This is a genomic window from Thermoplasmata archaeon, from assembly GCA_038851035.1.
Classification (GTDB): Archaea; Thermoplasmatota; DTKX01; order VGTL01; family VGTL01; genus JAWCLH01.
In genome coordinates this window covers 29,417-49,519 of sequence record JAWCLH010000001.1, presented here as the reverse complement: position 1 = coordinate 49,519, position 20,103 = coordinate 29,417, and the positions used below count along the sequence as shown (strand labels likewise).

Genomic DNA, 20,103 nt, shown 5'->3' with positions numbered 1-20,103 from the left:
ATTTAGAGCTTTCCGGATAACGCTAAATATCCGCCGGGCCCTAGTCCGGCCGTGGCGCGCAGGACGATTCTGCTGAACTGCACCGTCCGCACGATGGACCCCGCCCGACCTGAGGCCTCCGCCGTCGGGATTGAGGGGGACCGAATTCAATTCGTCGGGAGCGAGGACGGGGCCCTGAGGTGGGGCGGGGCTCGCGCGAGAAGGCTCGAGCTGGCCGGGGCGACTGTCCTTCCCGGTTTTATCGACTGCCACGCCCACTTCCTGAGCATGGGCGTCTGGAGAAACAGACTCGACCTCTCCGGTGCGCGCTCCGAGGATGAGGTGCTACGGCTCGTGAGGGCGAGGGCCCGGAGGACGCCGAAAGGGAAATGGATTCTTGGCCGCGGCTGGGACGAGTCTGGGTGGCCCGGGAGGAGGTATCTCGAGAGGGGGGAGCTGGACAAAGCGGCGCCGGAGCACCCCGTCCTGCTCGTCCGCGTCTGCGGGCACATGTGCGCCGTGAATACGAGGGCCCTCAGAATTCTGAGGGGGCGCCTGAGGGGGCGCAGATGGAGGTGGAGGGAGGGGGGCTGTAGGGGGCAGGCCGGGCATGGCACCAATGCATGCGAGGAATGGGAGGTGGACAGTGGAGCGGGGCTCCTGCGAGAGAGGGCGATGGAGAGTGCGCTCGAGCTCGTCAGGCCGGACGGAAAGGAGATGGAGGCGGGGCTCCGCATCGCGATCTCGATGGCGCACAGAATGGGCGTGACATCGGTCCACGACATCGTTGATGTTGAAAAGGTGCGGGCCTACAGGCGGGCGCAGAGGGAGGGCTGGCTCGGCGTCAGGGCCTGTCTCCACCTCGAGCTGCCAGAGTGGGGGCACCACAGGAGGCTCAGGGGGGCCTCGGACCTCCAGACTCCTTTCCTCAGGCTCGGCGGAATAAAACTCTATGCCGACGGCTCCATCGGCGCGCGAACGGCGGCCCTGAGCGAGCCCTACGCGGATGAAGCGGGGAACAGGGGCCTCCTACTCCACTCAACGCAGATGCTGGTGGGGACCGTCAGGAGGGCGGAGCGCGAGCGCGTCCAGCTCCTCGTGCACGCCATAGGCGACAGGGCCGTGGAGCGGGTTGTTTCTGCCTTCAGTGAGGGCCTCAAAACGGTGGGCACGGGGAGGGCTCGCCCGCTGGGGCTCGAGGCCTCTTCCGGCAGCGTCATTTCAGCAGCGGGCCCCTCCGGCGGGTCCGGTGGAGACGCGTTCGGTCCGGGCCCGGGGGGACCGGTCTCCGGCCTCCGCCACAGAATCGAGCATCTCGAGCTGGTGGGCGGGCCCCAGCTCAAACAAATGCGCGGGCTGGGCCTCTGGGCCTGCATGCAGCCCAACTTCATCGGCGAGTGGGGCCTGCCGGGCGGGATGATGGAGGCGCGGCTGGGCGAGAGGTACAGGGAGGCCGACCCGCTCTGGAGGGTCTTCGACGCTGGTGTGCCTCTTATTTTCGGCTCCGACTGCATGCCCTTCGGGCCCCTCTACGGAATTCACTGCGCGGTCAGCGCGCCCTTCGAAGCCCAGAGGCTCACGGTGGAGGAGGCCGTGGCCGCCTGCACAAGAACAGCCGCGGCCGCCTCCTTCGAGGAGGATTTCAAGGGGACAATCACCGTGGGAAAGGCCGCGGACCTTGTGGTCCTGTCGGGCGACCCGTTCCGGGAGCCGGCGAAAATAAAGGACATGCGCGTCGGGGCCACGATTATCAATGGGAGGGTGGTTTGGAGGAGCAGGAGCCGCCCGGGCGCTGAAAGGGCCGGTTAGAGCGGGTAGTATAGGGAGGCCGGCTACAAGAAGGACATCGTGGTCGACACGGACGACAGGCTCCCGGTCCGCTGGATGGACACCGGAATCAACCACTCCGAAGGCTATTGCCCACCCGAACAGCTCGAGGCAATGCCCCGGGCGGGCATTCATCCCGGGACCCGTCCTGTGGACGGCAAGTGAGCCACACATGCCCCCATGAACAAATGATTCCCGGGCTATTCTTTATGGCCTCCAGATGGGGCGCCATCGCCACCCATTTGTTTATTAAGTTCTTTGACTATTATTCTTTTGTGAGTCTGAACCGCTCAAGCAACGAGATTCTTGTCGCCAGGATGAGGCCTGCGGGGCAGGTGGTGATGTTCGAGGCCCACATCTACACCTTCACCTGCGCGTCCAGCCAGTCCACAAACCCCACGGACCGCCACCGGGAGGTCTATATCACCGAGCCCGCGAGTGCCAACTCCGACGGGACCCTCCTCGGGCGCCGTATAGACCTCGCCAACGGGATTATGGACGGGGAGGAGCCATCGGGATATGAAGATAGCGACAACGATGGCATCGTCAACGCCCGTGATATAGATTCCGACGACGACTGGGTCCAGGACACGGAGGAGGGCGGCTGGGGCGAGTGGGGGACGGACCTGGATGGAGACGGTGTGTGCAACATGCTGGACACCGACTCTGACGCGGACGGTCTCAACGAGACAATCGAGTATCCGAGGAAAGGGACGGCCGTTCCCAAATACGCCCCCGGGAGCAACGAGAGCCACAGCAGCGCCTACTGCAACCCGCCGTACGACCCTGATTCTGACGACGACGGCCTGCTTGACGGCTCCGACGTGGTCCTTCTCCCATCTGATTACAGGTATGCTTATTTCACATCTTCCCAGCATTCCATAGCCAATGTTTCAAACGGCGACGGGAACTATTCCTTCTTCGGCGAGATATCCCACTGCACCAACTGGTCAGACCCGGACACGGACCATGACAAGCTGATAGATGGGAACAATAGGACTATAGACGGAGGGAGCTATTACGGCGAGAAGTCTGTGGGGACATGGCTCCTAGACCCGGACACCGACAATGATGCCATCATCGACGGGGACGAGGTCTACGGCTGGACCTATTATTATGAAGATATGGACGGGTGCAGGCTCGCGAGGGGGGGCCATTCCGACCCGCGGGCGGGATATACGGATTCGGATAGTGACGGCATCAACGACACATTGGAGTTCAGGGTCAGCCACGGCTCGTGCAACGATTCCGACTTTGATGGGCTGAACGACGGCATCGAGAAGAGCGTGGGGACGAGCATGGTCGACCAGGATTCTGATGACGATTATCTGCCAGACGGCTGGGTCGATTTCAACAACAACAGCGTCAAAGACTATGGAGAATATGAAGACAAAGACCTCGACGGCGCCCTCGATTCCGACGAGACCTCGCCCCTGCACAACGACACGGACTCCGACGGCGTGGAGGACTGGATAGAGGTCAGGACGATAAGGTTCAGGACGAGCGCCCTAAACGGCAAATACAATGTCTCCAACACATGGATAGCGGCAGACATCGGAAACACGAGCATGTGGGTGTACTGGTACAACCGGACCTCCGGGCCAAGTGGAAATTACTCAGTATACCTGGACTATAAGACGCCCGAAGGCTACGACCTAGTCCTGTATAATTACACAAAGAAAATATTGTGGGTGAACATGAGCGGCTGCTGGACCGAGTACACGATAAACCAGTGGCCGTGGCAGAGCGATATCCGCGACGCCTTGATAGTGCCGCACCCGACGAAGGAGTTCTGGACCAGGGAAAACGGGACAGGCCTTGGAAATCCCCGCAGCAACGACAGCGACGCAGACGGCCTCACCGACGGCCAGGAGGTCTTTGAACTCAGCAGCTTCGACACGCTCTACCTCCAGATAATGAACCCAGATAAGGACAGCTTGTGGAATCCGAAGGACGGCGATTCCGATAACGACAACATTACGGACCGTCACGACCTTTACTGGAACCAGAGCGGGACCTGGATAGACTACTGGTGGAACGACTTCGACGGGGATGGCAAGCCAAACGCTCTGGATTGGGATTCCGACAATGACACTTTACCGGACGGCTGGATAGATTTCAATGGCAATAGCTCGAAAGAGGTAAATGAAGTTGAAGACACGAACCTCAACGGGAAATACGAGTGGTGGATAGCCCAGACCCCCGTCGAGTCGAACCCGCTGGGAAACGATTCTGACCTTGACGGGATAAACGACACCGCTGAACTTGCATGGGGCCTTAATAAAACCAATAATGACACTGATGGGGACGGCATTCTGGACGGGAAGGAGAAGAACTGGAATTCTGACCTGGACGGAGATGGATGGATAAACGCGCGCGACCCGGATAGTGACGGGGACGGGCTCATCGACGGGAACAACCTGACGGTTGGGTCCGGCGACTGGAGGCACTCGGCCTATCTCCAGAACGGAACTTCCCACATCAACAATACAAACGGGACGAGGACATTCTTCGGCGAGGGCTGGCACGGTACGAGTCCGTGGTCTGCGGATACGGACCAGGACGGCCTTTGGGACGGTTTTGATCTACCATCCCTAATCCCCTACTCTGGAAAATTAACGTTAGGGAATTTGACTGTCATTGTAGAGAACGGGACTGTGTGTCATCCGTATAGATATATCAATTTAACCACATTCAATATAACCGCAAGAGGCGAGCTTTCCGTAGGAACCGAACCACTTAATTGCGATACTGACAACGATACATATACCGACGGGGATGAAATCAACGGTTATTTTGTATATAATATTTTATCACCGGGTGATATTGTCAATGGGTCCTATCTCTGGTGCTGCCCGATAATCGGCTCCTGGGGTATTGAGAATAATTCCCATGTTTCAACGCCGGTCCCAATCGAGAGTGAAGGGCGATACGTCATCCGATTGTTAGCATGGCCACACACCTATGATATAGGATACAATCCATCTGTGAACATATCTCTGAAATTCAAAGGAACAAACGATACGATATTCTTGAATTCAACCAAAATTAACCATCTTCATACATATTTTGGTATTGATTATCAAACGAATTGTCTTGGTAATTTGACAATTAAATGTTTAGGTCCCGATAATGTAAATATATTCATGCCTATACTGCTGTTGAGACAGGGTATCGAGCCGACCAATAATGACACCGACGGAGACGGTCTTGACGATGATATCGAAATTAAGAGCCACTTATTAACATCGCCATATTGGTACGATAGCGACAGGGATTCGATAGAGGATTCATCTGACGACCAGCCCATGGAAAGGGATCCTGATTATGATGGATTGAGCTATCCCATGGAATTGTACTATGGGACCGATTTTTTCAATCCTGACACGGACTTCGACGATTTAAACGACGGTCCAGAGATATTGGGATATCATACAAATGCCAAAAACCCGGATACTGATGGCGATGGCCTAGAAGATGGTATCGAGGTAAATGGCTGGGACGCTATACTGATTGATAATCTGTGGGCGGTTTTCGAGACATGTCGAGCTATTCAAAATAATGAGAGTGTAGATTTTTACTTAACCTACCGGCATGTAAAATCATCTCCTTTAAACGACGATACTGACGGAGACTGTTTATCAGATTTTGACGAATTTTACTACAGAACGGACCCGGATTGCTATGATTCCGATAAAGATACCTGGGTGGATAATATTGATGATGATCCCGCAGTAATGGATATTAAAGGTCCGACAATCGAATGCTCACTGAATAAACCTGCTTTCTCATTTTCACTAGATTTCATCATGTATATTGAAGATAAACAAGGAATAAGGTGGGTTGGATTATATCGAGAGGATAAAATCGATTTCCAATGGTGTTGCTTGTCTTATTCGTATCCAACCTATATGGTATTGAGACACACATATACTATATGTGGTGGCTGGGATAGAATAACCGATGGGGTTAAATTCCCGAATTTTAAAATCGTAGCTGAAGATTGTTATGGCTTTACGGAGGAACTAAATCTCGCGCCGGTATTAGGGATACACAACACGATCGTTCATTATGGTTTAAAATGGATGACAAAATTCTTAGGGCCTATCAGGGGCGGTTTGGTATCTGGATTCATAGTTTCAATGATGGATGTAGCGGTCGGATTGGCGGAATTATTTTGGAAACCCTGGAGCCTGTTCGAGGGAATCGCTAAACTAAGCGAACTTTTTGCTGAACATGGTTGGGGGGCCTTCGAGGAGATTAAAAATTCAGCTGTGGAAAAACAAAAGGATTGTAACCCATATAATAATGAGACTGAAGAATCTAAATATGACCAATTCGCCAATGCTTTTTATAGTGGATACATAGCAGGCATGATTTTACAGGTTATAATATGTAAAAAGATTGCTAGCAGGTTTGGGGCTTGGGCTAAGGTTCCACGTTCGACTATAATCGACAATTTGGCTAGTAAAATGACTGCATCCGAAGTCGCCAAAAAATTTTCGGAATGGTCTGCGAAATGGAGCGGTCTCAGGCCTGGAATCCGGATGGTTATTGTCGGGTCAATTGAAATTGGGCTTGCTGCTTGCATATCTTATGCTTTCCCGGAGATATTCGATTTCTGGTTCAAGACCGGAATCGGGACACCTTTTGCCGCAACTAGCGTCATTGCATTGGCGAAGGGTGGAATTTTGCAGTCACTGATAAATAAAATTGCAGCCTTAAAGAAGTCCTTCAGAAGATTCGCTGTGGAGCATCCAAGGATATTTAGATTATATGCAGGGGTTAAATGGTCCACTGCAGAATATAATCTATTCCTTGAAAATATCGATAATATCATCGATATGGGAAAAGTTTCCCCAAGGAAATTTGCTCTATGGATTGAAGAGTGGAAAAATAAAGGATTTAGCATCAATGATTTATATACTGATATATCCATTCTTAAAGAAAATCGGGTCTCCGGGTTATCAAATCTTCTCGACAAATTTGGTGAAGCAATAATGAATCCAAAAAAAACAAACCCTGATGGTTTTCCTTGGGAAATAAGAACTTTCGCTCGAGGAAACTTAAATAACCAACCCTTATATAGAAAATTAAAGGAAATTAGCAAGGATCTCCCAGCTTATAATACGCAAATCGACGGAATTACACAATGGGATGATTTCGTTGAAATAAAAAGTGGAACACACCCCTCTGGATATTTTACCGAAAAAAAAGGTCCGGATAAATTAAGCCAATATCAAAGACAAACAAATGCACTTGGAGGTATCAATTCGGGCAAAAAAATATATCTATTTGTAAGAGACATTGAACAAAATTATCAGAATTGGTATAATATAGCAAAAGATTATTCGAATATCATATTAGGAAAGATACCTTGAGGAAATGTTATGTCAGGAACCCTTGTCCTAATGGTACCAATCCCGCTTAAAAATATAAAAAGAGCTATAAATGATCATGTCAAATTATTTGAATTATTTTCATTGAATGAAAAACTTTCAACAATGATAAAAATAAAAACTCTAAAGGAGGAAGAAATATCCACTTTAAAATCCAAATTCATAAATTTATTTAGAGAAAAAAATGTCATGTACTTGGACGAATTCCTTGATTTTCATGATTATTTACAATGTAGATATCATATTGGGTTATTTAATAATTATTTCTTCGAAGAATTATGGGGCGATTGGACATTTAAAAATGCATTATGGTACATAATGGATAAATTCCATGTTTATGATCTACCATATAAAATCTATGATATAAAGATTGATATTAAAGATAGAAGAAATTTTAGTATTTATTTCGTTCCGTATTCTGAAATTCAAAAACGAGGATATCATTATATTAATAAACATCTTGAAAAATGGAAATCAAAAAACCCAAAAGATCCCCTTATTCAACCTGTGCAGGAATTCTTTAATTCACTATGGGGAAGTGAATATGATTTATTTTATCAACTATCGTCTTAATTGGAGCTACAACTTCACCCGGGACGAATGGGGCAACTTCAACGAAACCTCCGACAACCTCCACAACTTCTGGGAGGGCGAGGACCTGGATCTGGATGGTGCCGTGGATACCGGGAGCTGGGGCGGGGGGTCGGGCCCCGGCGAGACAAATAGCTCCAAATGGGACACTGATTCCGACGAAATGCCTGACGGCTGGGAAGCATGGTACAGGATAAATCCACTCAGCAATTCTGGAGATGATGGCACCAACGGAACCTGCGATGACATGTATGACTACAGGGCTCCCTGGGACTTCACAAGCGGGGCTCCAGTCAATGAGTATGTTCCTAACCGGATTGAGTACATCGCGGGCTCCAATCCAAGAGTCAACGACACTGACGGGGACAAGGCGAAGGACGATGTGGAGCTCGGAGCCGTCATAATGAGAACTAATGTGAGCGAAGGGGGCTTCAAATACGAGGCCTATGATGCCAACCTTACCAACACGACTATCTGGTTCAAGGGCAAGAACTGGGAGACCGGAAAGCTCTACACCTATTCCTGCGAGCGGAACTGGACCGAGCCCCTCGTCAACGGCTCCAGGTGGGGCGGCATAGCCAACCACGTGTTTATTAAGTTCTTCGACGAATACTCGTTCGTGAGCCTGAACAGGAGCGCCAACGAAATCCTGGTGGCAAAAATGAGGCCCGTGGGGCAAGTGGTGATGTTCGAGGCCCACATCTACACCTTCACCTGCGCGTCCAGCCAGTCCACAAACCCCACGGACCGCCATCGGGAGGTCTATATCACCGAGCCCGCGAGTGCCAACTCCGACGGGACCCTCCTCGGGCGCCGTATAGACCTCGCCAACGGGATTATGGACGGGGAGGAGCCATCGGGGTACGAAGATGGCGATGACGATGGTCTCCGGGACAGCTGAGCGGCCCCCGGCATAGTCCCCGCATGAACCATTGACAATCCCCGGACTCCTCATTTTCTCAGTGGGGCCGGTGGGCGCGCGCGGTACGTTTCCTCCCCCCATCGTCCCCGTCCTCCTCCCAATACTCCCTCCAATCCCGCGCCCTTCCATTTATTCCTTTAGGTACGAATGGTACCTACCACGCCACCAATATATACCTCCGGCGCCAGAGGGATATCCGGTGGTGCCGGATGGCCGTGAGGAAGTGGAGAAGGAGCGATGGAGGAGCGATCGAGGGGCTGCCGCTGTACCTGCTGATCATCGTGATCATCACGGCGGTCAGCATAGGGATTGTGTTTGGAATGCTGAGCCTGGCGAAGCCGCCGCAGGCGCTGGGGTCGGTCAGCGTCTCGCCGCAGCTCGTTGTCGTGAGTGACAAGGACGGGGACGGAATCTGGGCCAATGAGAGCGTGGCCATCACCGTAACCGTGACTGACAGCTCGGGCAACAGGCTGGCGGGAGCGGTTGTAACTCTCCAGGGGAACAACATAAAAACCCGGGAGGGCTCAAAACCCTACGCCACCACGGACGCGAATGGCGAGGCGAAGTTCACCGGGCTCAGGTGCTCGGTGGTCGGGAGCGGTGCGGGGCCGATAATCGTCACAATTGAGAAGCCGGGCTACGGGAAGAAGGTTCTGGATATCCCCGTGGTTCAGTCCTGAGGCCTCGACCGCCGGCCGGGCGCGTGGGGAGGGGCCCTCTCTCCGCCCGCCTGGGCGTCGCCCACCGGCCACAGGCGCGAACCCGATGTCAACTCTGAGCGGGCAGAGGAGCAAAAAGACTGGGGAGCGGTGGTAACCTGACGGAACATCGAAAATGGAGGGGGGATGGCCAAGGTGTCATCGAGATGCCCCTGAAGCTGATGGTATCGGTCATAATAATGGCCGTGGTCGCCTCGTCCGGCTTCGGGGCGCTCTCGAGCTACTCGAGGAGCGCGGTCGAGAGTGGCCTGCGAAATCAGGCCGAGGCCCTGGCTTCCGCCGCCCTAAGACTAGACTCGATGGGCCTGAACAGCAGCCGTGTGCTCGAGCTGAGGATAGAGGGGGTTGCGCTGGCCCACGTCGAGTACTTTAAAATAGGATACCCGCTCTCGAAGCCCCTCCATCCATACTCCTCGATGGTGCGCTTCAAGGGCTCCGGGACGGACGAGGGGCATGTGTATGTGAAGGACTCGGGCGGCAGGCCGCTGCCCCTCTGCTCAGGCCAAGGCAAAGGAGTCGAGGTCGGCGAGGGAACCCACAGGCTGCTGCTGACGAGGGCCTACGATGCACGGCTGGATCTGGTCTATATTCAGGTCGGGGTGATGGTGTGACGGACGAGATTCCGGGGAGGACCGCGCATTGCGCCTGGGCGGAGAGGGAGGGGGGTAGCGGCCGATTTAACGGGTTTTCCCCGGAGCGACTCGCGGGGAAGGGAAGCGGGGAAGATGCCGCCGTGCCGCACACTACAGCGCGTGGCGTCAGGACCCTGAGCACGCCCGTGGAGAAAGAGAGTGTCTGGAGTGGCTCCCTGACGCCCTGAGCGAGCAGATGGACGGAGGGGGAAGGCGTGATAGAAGCGGTAACATCAAAGGTCGTGGGCGGAATCGCGGTCCTCGCCCTGCTTGGCTCGGTTCTGGGCTTTTTCGCGGTGCAGAACGGCGCGCTGGAGGAGGCCCGCTTCAGGGAGATGTGCGATAGCCTCGCCCGGGCCATAGATTCCTCCTCGTCCGTCAACGCCCGGTTTCTACTGAATTTCACATTCAACGACAGCTGCCCGGGGAAGAGGCTCGAGCCCCTCTTCAGGGGCAGGGCATATGATATCGAGATATACACGGGAGCCGTTTTCATGCGTCAGGAGGGCCTCGTCGCGTCCAGCTCTTTGATTACCTCTGTCCACCCGTGGGACCCGGCGCTCCTCGGCGCGACGAGCCTCGTCTCCGGCAATTCTCTCTCCCTTCTCGACGCTCAGAATCCCTGCCTGAAGACACAGAGCGGGAGGGGCTTTGTTCTGGAGAGGGTGCCCATTGGGGTCGGGGGAGAGTGCTCCTACATGACCTTCCTACATACCTAAGAGTTTCTGCGAAAGCTTTTAACCGTCGAAGCCGTTGCTCGCCCCATGCGCTTCCACCTTGAAGGGAAGCTGGCGTTCAGCGGCGATATAGCGAGGGCACGGGACGCAATGGGCCCCATCATCGAAGAAGCGAACCGCACGATTCTTGTGAGGGGCGCGCCGGCGGGGAAGGGGGCGAGGGTCAGCGCATGGGAAATCAGCGGCGACGTGCTGCGTGTGACGATTGACTCAGATGAATACGTCCGGGCCCACGACGCGCTCGTGCGCCTCGGGAAAGCGCTGGGCCAGAGGCTCGGAAGGGAGCTCAGGGTGGGTCTGAGAGGGCTCGGCGCCGACAGGTACGACATTGAGCTCGAGCTGGATGCGGAACCCCTCCAGCCCATCAGGGTCCCTTTCGTCGAGAGCCTACGCATCGAGGGGGAGAGGTGCTCCCTCTCGTTCAAAGCGCTGGACGAGAGGTTCCTCACGGAAAAGTACGTCGACCGCATCATCGCCCTGATTCGGGACAAGGTCAGGGCCCAGCGATATGCCGGCAAGTCCGAGCACTGGGAACTCATTTGGGAGAGCCCCAAGCGCCCGCCGCTCTTCAAAGAGGACCCGACCGCGGCGCTCGAGAGAGCGGGGTGGATTCGCCGGGGAGCGAGCCGCGGCCAGTGGATACACGGCCCCGAGATGACGCGCCTCTTCAGAACCTTCGAAAAGCTCGTGGAGAGGGAGCTGCTCGAGCCCCTAGGGTTTCAGGAGATGATTTTCCCGAAGCTCGAGCCATTCTCGGTGTGGGAGCGCTCGGGCCACGCCAGGGGAATCTACCCCGAGGTCTACTACGTCTGCCCGCCCAAGAGCCGGGACCCCGCGCTCTGGGAGGAGGTCATAGACCTCTACCGAATCACCAACGAGGTGCCCGTGGAGAAGATAAGGGAGAGGCTCGGCCCCCCCATCGGTGGAATGACCTATGCCCAGTGCCCGGCGCTTTGGACCTTCTTTCAGGGCAGGACGCTCCCGAACGATCGCGTCCCGATTCTCCTCTTCGACAGGTCGGGCACATCCCACAGATACGAGAGCGGCGGCCTCCACGGCATCGAGCGCGTCGACGAGTTCCACAGAATCGAGCTCGTCTGGATCGGCACGAGGGAGCAGACAGTCGGAATCTCGCGGGCGCTGGGCGAGCGCTACAAAAGCATCTTTGAAAACGTGATGGAGCTCGAGTGGAGGATGGCCCGGGTCACCCCCTGGTTCATGGCCCAGGAGGGTCTGGTCGGGAAGTCAGAGCAGAGCGAGGTCGGGACCATCGACTACGAGGGCCGGCTGCCATATCGCGAGGGCACGGGGGACGAGTGGCTCGAGTTCCAGAACGTCAGCGTCAACGGCGACAAGTACCCTAAGGGCTTCACCGTCAAGCTCCAAAGCGGCGAGCCTCTCTGGAGCGGCTGCTCGGGCATCGGGCTCGAGAGGTGGAGCGCGGTCTTTTTGGCCCAGAAGGGGCTCGAGCCGGCAGCGTGGCCGCGAAAAGTCAGGGAGCTCTACGGAGAGATGCCAAGGGGAATTCGATTCCTCTGAGCTTCCGGGCTTCAGAGTTTGTGCTCCAGAACCTCCAGGCCGTCGTTAAAGCTCAGAACCGCGCGGGACGGGAGGCTCTCCCAAGTCCACCCCTCGACCTTCAGGGGCTCCGAGCATCCGATGAGGGCCCTCGGAGTCTTGCATATGTGTAGCTCGTTCCAGGACTCCTCCCTCTCGACGAAGCGGGCGAGGTGTATCCACCGGCCGTCGCTGAGTGCGAAATTCAGAGCGTCGAACGAGTAGCCCCGAGCGAGCTCGCGCAGCGTTGCCGCAACCGCATATGCGGCGTCCTCGGGGCTGCCGGTCGGCGGGGGCATGCGCCCAAGAATGTGCCTGAACACTCTTTGGGAGTCCATCTCCTTTTCGGGGGAGGGGGCGAAGGGCCTTCCTCCCTCCCGCGATGCGCCTATGCGCCCGTCGAACGCGAACACCCACGAGTTCCCCTCGCGGTCAATGCCGACGAAGGGCGCAACCCTCTCCCTCGCCAATGGCCCGGAGGCGAGCTCCTTCGATGGGGCCCTCCAGAGGTGGGCCACCAGCAGCTTGACCTCCGGGTTGCTACCGGTCATGTGGGTGAGCTCGTCGTACCTCACGCTCGAGAAAGCGTCCCCGAGCTCCCTCACCATTCTGAGCGCCCCGCCGGGGAAGTACGCGGCGCCCCACCCCGTCCTGTGGCCGCCCGGCTCGCCCGGGCGCTCCCTCCCCTCTCGCGAGAGTCTCTTGAAGGAGGCCATCGCCTGATGGGGTATTATGCCTCGGGTTGCGATGCAGAGGAGGCGGCACATGCGCGGCTCTCCCTCTTCCTTAGCCGAATGTCTTTTTTATTATCTCCTGCAGATTCTTTTTGGCCAGAACGCCCATCGTCCTCTCAGCAAGCTCACCCTTTCTGAAAAACAAGAGAGTAGGGATGGCCATTATTCTGAACCTCGCGGCTGTGCCCTCGTTCTCGTCCGTGTTGAGCTTTGCAAAAACCACTCTTCCCTTCATCTCCGCTGCCAGCTCATCTATCGTCGGGGACATGAGTTGGCATGGACCGCACCAGGGGGCCCAGCAATCCACAACAACCGATGGGAACATCGCCGTCAGCTTGTCGAGCTCGTCGTCGGTGATCTCCACCGGGGCCTCAGGATATTTGCCCTCCTTCAGGTCCCTGAACCTAACAGCTCCATCCGACATTCTATCATCCATCCATCGCGGACCGTGGCATGTCGTTCACAATATATCAATATATTGTATGAACCAGCTCCTCTCCCGCATCGGAGCTGCCAAGCCCGCTGCCCCCCGGGAGAATTCCGCGAGAGGGGCCGCAAAACCATTTAAATCGGTTCCCGTATCGGGGAGGGGGAAGTGCGGGCTTTGGTAAGGACGGCGGAGAGGGATTACAGACCGCCCGAGCTCGAGAGGGCCGTCAGAGCGATGTGGGAGGCTGAGGGGACCTACAGGGCGGTTCGCGCCCGCGGCGAGAGAGGGGAGAGGTTCTTCTTCAACGACGGTCCGCCCTACACCACAGGCTCGATTCACCTAGGCACCGCCTGGAACAAGACCTTGAAGGATCTAGTGGTACGCTACCTGCGCATGAATGGCTACAACGTCCGCGATCAGCCAGGCTTCGACATGCACGGCCTCCCCATCGAGGTGAAGGTCGAGAGGGCCCTCGGAATTAGAAACAAGAGGGAAATCGAGGAACTCGGAATCGATGCCTTCGTCAGCAAGTGCAGGCAGTTCGCCCTCGAGAATCTAGCGAAAATGACGGAACAGTTCAGGGCTCTAGGCGTCTGGCTCGACTGGGAGAGGCCCTATATGACGATTACAAATGATTACATCGAGGCCGCCTGGTGGACCCTGAGCCGGGCGGAGGAGAGGGGTCTCCTTACTAGACTTGAGCGGGTGGTCACGTGGTGCCCCCGCTGCCAGACCGCCCTTGCCGAGGCCGAGGTCGAGTACTGGGACGAGGAGGACCCCTCGATTTACGTTAAGTTCAGGGCCGCCAAAGCGGACGAGTTCTTCCTGATATGGACCACGACGCCCTGGACCCTCCCCGCGGACCTCGCGGTCACCCTCCACCCAGACCTGACCTACGTGCGCGCAAGGGCGGTGAGGGGGGCGGAGGCGGAGACGCTGATATTCGTCAGGGACCGCATCGAGGACATAAAGACTGTTGGCGGCTACGATTCAATCGAGGTGCTGGAGGAGTTGCGCGGCTCGGAGCTGGAGGGCAGAAAATACGTCCATCCCCTCGTCGAGGAGGTTCCTTGGCAGAGGGAAAGGACCGAGTACTGGGCCCACAGAATTCTCGTTGACCCGGACATGGTCACGGCGGAGAATACGGGCTGCGTCCACACCGCGCCCGGCCACGGGCCCGCAGACTTCGAGGTGGGGAAGAGGTACGAGCTCCCGCCCTTCTGCCCCGTGGACGGCAGCGGCCGCTTCACGGCCGAGGCTGGGAAATACGCAGGTATGGAGCTGAGGGCCGCGAATGGAGTGATTCTCGAGGACCTCAGAAGGAAGGGTCTGCTGCTCCACTCAGGCACGATATCGCACCGCTACGGGCACTGCTGGCGCTGCGAGACACCGATAATATACATCGCAACCCCCCAGTGGTTCCTGAGAGTCACCGAGCTCAGGGAGCGAATGCTATCCGAGGTCGCTCGCGTTAGGTGGTATCCAGCATGGGCTGGCTCATCACGCCAGCGGGACTGGGTCGAGGGCGCCAGGGACTGGTGCATATCGAGGCAGAGGTACTGGGGCATCCCGCTACCTATTTGGGAGTGCAGCTGCGGGAGGAGAAGGGTCGTCGGCAGGGTCCGTGAGCTCGCTGAGGGAAAGGGCTACGTGGAGGGCATGGACCTCCACAGGCCCTGGATAGACAGGGTAGTTTTCAAATGCCCATCCTGCGGCGGCGAGATGAGGAGGGTGCCGGACGTGATGGACGTCTGGCTCGACTCCGGCGTCTGCTCATGGGCTCAGCTCGGCTACCCCGGACGCGAGGAAGAGTTCAGGAATTGGTGGCCCCCGAGATGGATAACCGAGGCCCACGATCAGACGAGGGGCTGGTTCTACTCGCAGCTCGGCGCAGGCGTTATCGCGTTCGACAGGGCGCCCTACGACTCGGTTCTCATGCACGGCTGGTCTCTGGACCCCCAGGGGAGGCCGATGTCGAAGAGCCTCGGAAATGTCGTCGAGCCGCACGAGGTCACGGAGAAATATGGCGCGGACGCTCTGAGGCTGTATTTCGTCAGCGCCAACGCCCCCTGGGAGGACATGCCCTTCTCAATGGAGAATGTGCGCAGCGCCTACAAGACCCTCAATATCCTCTGGAACTCCCACGTCTTCGCCACGACCTATATGGCGCTGGACCACTTCGTCCCACCGGAGAGCCTCTTTGAGGAGCTGAAGAGGTCCGGGCGACCCGAGGACCTCTGGCTGATCTCGAGAACTCAGACGCTGATAGAGAGAGTGACCACGGCGATGGAGAGCTACATGCTCCACCAAGCCTCCCGCGCCATTGAGGAGTTCATATTGGAGGACCTCTCGAGGTGGTACATCAAGCTCGTCCGCGACCGCGTCTGGGTGGAGGGCGAGAGCCAAGACAAATCCGCCGTCTACTGCGCCCTGTACGAAGCCCTGATGACAGTGGCGAAGCTCCTTGCCCCCGTCGCCCCGCACATCACGGAGAGAATCTATCGGGACCTAGGGGGCCGGCATCAGAGCGTGCATATGGAGGACTGGCCATCTACAATGGCCGTCCTCAAGGACCCGGAGCTCGAGCGGGACATGGCCATCGCTAGGGAGGTCGTAGAGGCCGCGCTGCAGGCCCGAAACAAAGCCGGCGTGAAGCTCAGGTGGCCCCTTCCCAGAATCGTCATATCCAGCCGCTCCCAGAGCTTGCTGAATGCGGTCAGAAGACTCGCCGAAATCATCAGGGAGCAGACCAATTGCCGGGAGCTGGAGGTGGTCGAGGGCGAGTGGAGCAGGAGGGTTCCTGTTCCCAAGCCGGAGATGAGGGCGCTCGGCCCCGCATTCGGTAGAAGGGCCAACGATGTTGCGAGGGCCGTCAGAGAAGTCTGGAGTACGGAAATCGCCGCAGAACTCCTCGCGGGGAGGAGCGCACGAATTCCGACCCCAGAGGGCACGGTCGAGGTCACGCCGGCGATGGTCGGAATCTCGTTCGAGCTCCCGGAGGGGTGCGTGGAGGCCCAAGTTGGGGACGGCGTTGTCTACCTTGACACGAGAGTCACGGACGAGCTCAGAGCCGAGGGCTTAGCGAGGGACATCGTCCGCCGAATTCAGGAGATGAGGAAGGCCGGGGGACTCAGGGTCGAGGACAGAATCGAGGCCAGAGCCACGCTGAGCCAGGCATCGGTCGAGATGGTCTCCAGGCATAGAGAGTTCATTATGAGGGAGACGAGGGCCGTGGAGCTGGAGCTCCGCCCCGCCCCCGAAGGGGCCGGCGCCACGGGGGCCGCTTGGGGCGGGGAAGCCATTGCGCGAGAATGGGAGCTCGAGGGCGAGAGGGTGGTTCTGGAGATAAGAAAGCTCCCATGAGGGGCTGGACTACGGCCGGGCCTAATTCTCCGTGGTTGGAACCCTCTCCCCGCCCCCGGCCGGGGCGCTCTTCTCCGCACCCTCGGGACTCCCGCCCGGGGCCTCCGGGCTCCCGCCCTCTTTTTGAGGCGAGGGAGCGCTCGTGCCCTCGCCCGCGGGCCTCGCAGGCCCGGCCTCCGGAGCGGCAGCCGCCTCGGCGGGCTTGATGTACTCCTCGACAAAGCGGACGGTGGTTATTCCGGCGTACTCGCGTAGGTCCCTGACCACCGCGAGTTTTGCGAGGGCCCAGCGCGGGTCGAACTTGCATTTCTCCTTCACGGTTATGGTCGCCTCGGTCCCGCTGACCTGAATTCTGAACCCATCGGACCGGTCGTAGTCCAGCTCCAGAATCGCCGCGATCTTCTCTTCGACCGTCTCCAGCTTCTGGCGGATTGTGTATCTGTATTTCACAGTCTTTCCAGCGAGCTCGTGGTTGTAGTCGACCCTGACCCTCCCACCCCGGACGGAGACAATCGTGCCCTTCCGGTTGTTCAGCACAATTTTCTCGCCCGGAACGAGCTCCCTCTCGCCCTTCCTGAACTCCGGTAGGCGCATCACCTCGGCCAGCGAGTGCACCTCGAGCTTCCTGCCGTCCCTCTCGCCGAAGGCCTCCGCCGGCGGAATCACCACCTCGACCTCCTTCCCAACCTCGGCGGTGAGGAGTGAGGCCTCAAGGCCCTTCACCAGCCTCTCCCCTCCGATGATCACGGGAACGGGCCCGTAGGAGGCGTCCTCCTTGAAGATTCCCTTCTCCCTCGCCAGCGCCTCGTTCGTGGTGTCGAAGAGCTCGCTCTCCTCGGGCTTGGCGCCGACCGTCCAGCCGTCGTAGTCTAGGCGCACTATGTCCCCCTTGTTCATCATCTCACGGATTTGCGGATTGAGCCCCTCTTATATATCCTTTGTCCTGGGCCCATCGCAAACTTTTACTTTATTGCCGTCAATACCAAACCCGTGAAAATATGATGCGCGGAGAGAAATGGCCCCGGATTGCTCTCGCTCTGATGATCGCGGCCCTCGCCCTCTTCTGGGCTCCCGGCGCCCTGCCCCAGGTTCCTCTGAAGACAGCCAGATACACCGTCGAGCTCGATCACAACGCCACCTGCCTCTCCATCTCCCGCGACGGGGGCATCGTGGCCGTGGGTGCAAAGGAGGGTGCGGTCCTGGTCTACCGGCCCGGGGGCCAGCTGCGCACGGTGGAGACCTCAGGCGCCGTGGAATTCGTTGCCCTGACCCGTGATGGCTCGACGGTGGTCGTCGCCGAGGCGGGCTTCACCATCGGCCTCCTGAACACCTCCTCCCTAACCATCATAGAGCGGAGGCACCCGGCCGAGCCCTTACCGGCGGAGCCGATGCAGCTCGCGCTGGCCGAGTCGAGCGAGGCGGTATTCTACTCCGTCGGGCCCAAGGTCATCGCCCTCGACCCGAACATCGAGTTCTGGAACCACACCTACGAGGACGAGGTCACGGCACTCTCGTGCTCCGCAAATGGCTCTCGCCTCGCCGTCGGCACTCGAAGCGGGGTCATCTGGTACGAGGATATCGAGCACTCCATCTCCCTGAACTTTACCGAGGCTGGCTATAGGGTGGATAAGGTGCAGATGTCCGAGAGCGGGGAGCTAGTGGCCGCTCTGCTAAGGCCCGTCGACGGAACCGGAAAGAACTATGTCAAGTTCCTAGACAATGAGATGGGCATTGTCTGGTACTACGAGACCGATGGTGCCGTCTCCTCTATTAGGATGACAGGGGACGGGAGCTGGGTCGCAGTCTCCGAGGAGTTGGAGAGCGACCTCTGGGAGCTCACCCTCTTCGAGGGCTGGTTCGGGGAAGGGGAGCCGATTTTCAGGCTCCCGCTCGGCGGCGAGCCGCCCGTGGCGGCATTCTCGGGCGAGGAGGAGACGTGCCTGCTCATCGGGAGCTCCGAGGGTCAGGTCTTCCTGTTCAACGACACGAACAGCTCCGAACCGCTCTGGATGTGGGTCGGTCCCTCGGGCCATCCGGTAACCGCCGTGGGAATCTCCGAGGACGGGAGGGTTTGCGCGGTGGTAACGGGCATAGAGAACAGGCTCTATATCATCCCTAACGAGCCCGGCGGCGTGGGTCTGCCCCTGAGGATATCAAGGGTGTTCCTCGAGCCTGAGACCATCGAGGCTGGCGGCTTCACCACCATCGGCGTGGACGTCAGGCTCCCCGACAACACCTCGGCCCCTTTCGCGCGCGTCGAGGCCTCGCTCTCTGGTGAACCATCAGAGGTCGGGAGGCTCCTGCTCAACCAGACCCTCACCTCCGTGGAGGGGGGTGCCTTCTTGCTCTACCAAGCGCCCGGAGGGACCGACGAGAGGGTCGTGAATATCACCATCACCGCCGAGCTCTATGGGTACCTTCCAGCCAAATGGCACCTCCAGCTCTCGATCATCCCCGGTTTGCCAAAGATAGTGGATGAGCACCTCGAGATTCATTACAGCTTCGAGGGCGTGGGGAACCTCAGCTACGAAATCGTGGACCGGGACGACCCCGACTTCGCCTATGTAAAGGAGGAATTCAAGGATTACAAAGGCGATGTGAGGGTGCTGGACAGGTTCGTCCAGATCGAGGCCGAGCCGGGGATGGACCTGAAGTGGTTACACGTTTCCTTGAGCTACGAGAACCTCACCCTTCCCGAGGGTGTCAGGGAGAGCGACCTCAGGCTCTTCTACTGGGACGAGGCCGGGAAAAGATGGCTCCCAGTGGAAAGGTCGGGCGTGGACACCGCCAGAAAGGTCATCTGGGGCAATGTGACGCACCTGACCACATTCTCCGGCGGGGCGAGGGTCGCGGGCCCCGGAAGCCAGTGGGGCCTCCTTACGAGCCCCCTCTTCATCGCCGCGATGCTGGTCATCATCGTCGGCGTGCCTATAGGGACGATTCTGATTCGGCGCAGGTCGCAGGTAAAGAAGGAGCCCCAGATGCTCCCGCAGGGTCAGGTGCCCCAGATGCTCCAGCCCCAGGGGACCGCGGCCGCAATTCCCGGCATGCAGCCGCCGGCCACCCCTCCTCCCCAGCCCGCGGGCCCGCCACCTCCGCCCGAGGCGGGGACTCCGCCGCCTCCACCACCGCCACCGCAACCCTCCCATCCCCCATCATCGCCTCCTCAGTTTCCTCCACAACCTCCTCCACAACCCCCGCCATCCTAAGAGC

At 57.9% G+C, this 20,103-nt stretch carries 15 protein-coding genes; 12 read left to right on the top strand and 3 right to left on the bottom strand.

The window, feature by feature from the left end; all coding sequences use genetic code 11:
• Positions 1 to 51: 51 nt before the first annotated feature.
• From QW379_00170 to QW379_00125, 10 genes are all read left to right on the top strand, one after another.
• Positions 52 to 1,788: an amidohydrolase gene (locus QW379_00170; GenBank protein MEM2868825.1), complete on the top strand. Its 1,737-nt coding sequence runs from the start codon at positions 52 to 54 to the stop codon at positions 1,786 to 1,788.
• A 39-nt stretch (positions 1,789 to 1,827) separates the two neighbouring features.
• Complete coding sequence (locus QW379_00165; protein MEM2868824.1) at positions 1,828 to 1,971, top strand: hypothetical protein; 144 nt, start codon at positions 1,828 to 1,830, stop codon at positions 1,969 to 1,971.
• Positions 1,972 to 2,081: 110 nt separating this feature from the next.
• Positions 2,082 to 7,187, top strand: a complete 5,106-nt coding sequence (locus tag QW379_00160) for a hypothetical protein (protein MEM2868823.1) — start codon at positions 2,082 to 2,084, stop codon at positions 7,185 to 7,187.
• A 9-nt stretch (positions 7,188 to 7,196) separates the two neighbouring features.
• Positions 7,197 to 7,778, top strand: coding sequence for a hypothetical protein (locus QW379_00155; protein MEM2868822.1), 582 nt, complete (start codon positions 7,197 to 7,199; stop codon positions 7,776 to 7,778).
• Positions 7,744 to 8,697: a hypothetical protein gene (locus QW379_00150; GenBank protein MEM2868821.1), complete on the top strand. Its 954-nt coding sequence runs from the start codon at positions 7,744 to 7,746 to the stop codon at positions 8,695 to 8,697. Before QW379_00155 ends, QW379_00150 begins: the two co-directional genes overlap by 35 nt.
• A 230-nt stretch (positions 8,698 to 8,927) precedes the next feature.
• Complete coding sequence (locus QW379_00145) at positions 8,928 to 9,398, top strand: Ig-like domain-containing protein (protein ID MEM2868820.1); 471 nt, start codon at positions 8,928 to 8,930, stop codon at positions 9,396 to 9,398.
• Between the two features lie 185 nt (positions 9,399 to 9,583).
• The gene (locus tag QW379_00140) at positions 9,584 to 10,048 is read left to right on the top strand and encodes a hypothetical protein (GenBank protein ID MEM2868819.1); all 465 of its coding nucleotides are present in this window, start codon (positions 9,584 to 9,586) and stop codon (positions 10,046 to 10,048) included.
• Positions 10,045 to 10,257, top strand: a complete 213-nt coding sequence (locus QW379_00135) for a hypothetical protein (GenBank protein MEM2868818.1) — start codon at positions 10,045 to 10,047, stop codon at positions 10,255 to 10,257. The genes QW379_00140 and QW379_00135 overlap by 4 nt, the downstream gene beginning before the upstream one ends.
• A 27-nt stretch (positions 10,258 to 10,284) precedes the next feature.
• Positions 10,285 to 10,788: a hypothetical protein gene (locus QW379_00130; GenBank protein ID MEM2868817.1), complete on the top strand. Its 504-nt coding sequence runs from the start codon at positions 10,285 to 10,287 to the stop codon at positions 10,786 to 10,788.
• 45 nt (positions 10,789 to 10,833) lie between these two features.
• Entirely contained in the window at positions 10,834 to 12,345 is a 1,512-nt protein-coding gene (locus QW379_00125; GenBank protein MEM2868816.1) for a serine--tRNA ligase, read from the top strand.
• Between the two features lie 11 nt (positions 12,346 to 12,356).
• Here QW379_00125 and QW379_00120 read toward each other — a convergent pair whose 3' ends face one another.
• Both QW379_00120 and trxA read right to left on the bottom strand, forming a co-directional pair.
• A complete protein-coding gene (locus tag QW379_00120) occupies positions 12,357 to 13,130 on the bottom strand; it encodes a class II glutamine amidotransferase (protein MEM2868815.1) in 774 nt (257 codons plus the stop codon).
• A gap of 19 nt (positions 13,131 to 13,149) precedes the next feature.
• Entirely contained in the window at positions 13,150 to 13,533 is a 384-nt protein-coding gene (gene trxA, locus QW379_00115; GenBank protein MEM2868814.1) for a thioredoxin, read from the bottom strand.
• Between the two features lie 159 nt (positions 13,534 to 13,692).
• Between trxA and ileS the strand changes: the two genes are divergently transcribed.
• A complete protein-coding gene (ileS, locus tag QW379_00110; protein ID MEM2868813.1) occupies positions 13,693 to 16,890 on the top strand; it encodes an isoleucine--tRNA ligase in 3,198 nt (1,065 codons plus the stop codon).
• A gap of 21 nt (positions 16,891 to 16,911) precedes the next feature.
• Here ileS and QW379_00105 read toward each other — a convergent pair whose 3' ends face one another.
• Positions 16,912 to 17,790, bottom strand: coding sequence for an FKBP-type peptidyl-prolyl cis-trans isomerase (locus tag QW379_00105; GenBank protein MEM2868812.1), 879 nt, complete (start codon positions 17,788 to 17,790; stop codon positions 16,912 to 16,914).
• 98 nt (positions 17,791 to 17,888) lie between these two features.
• Between QW379_00105 and QW379_00100 the strand changes: the two genes are divergently transcribed.
• Positions 17,889 to 20,099, top strand: coding sequence for a hypothetical protein (locus tag QW379_00100; GenBank protein MEM2868811.1), 2,211 nt, complete (start codon positions 17,889 to 17,891; stop codon positions 20,097 to 20,099).
• The last annotated feature ends 4 nt before the right edge of the window (positions 20,100 to 20,103 follow it).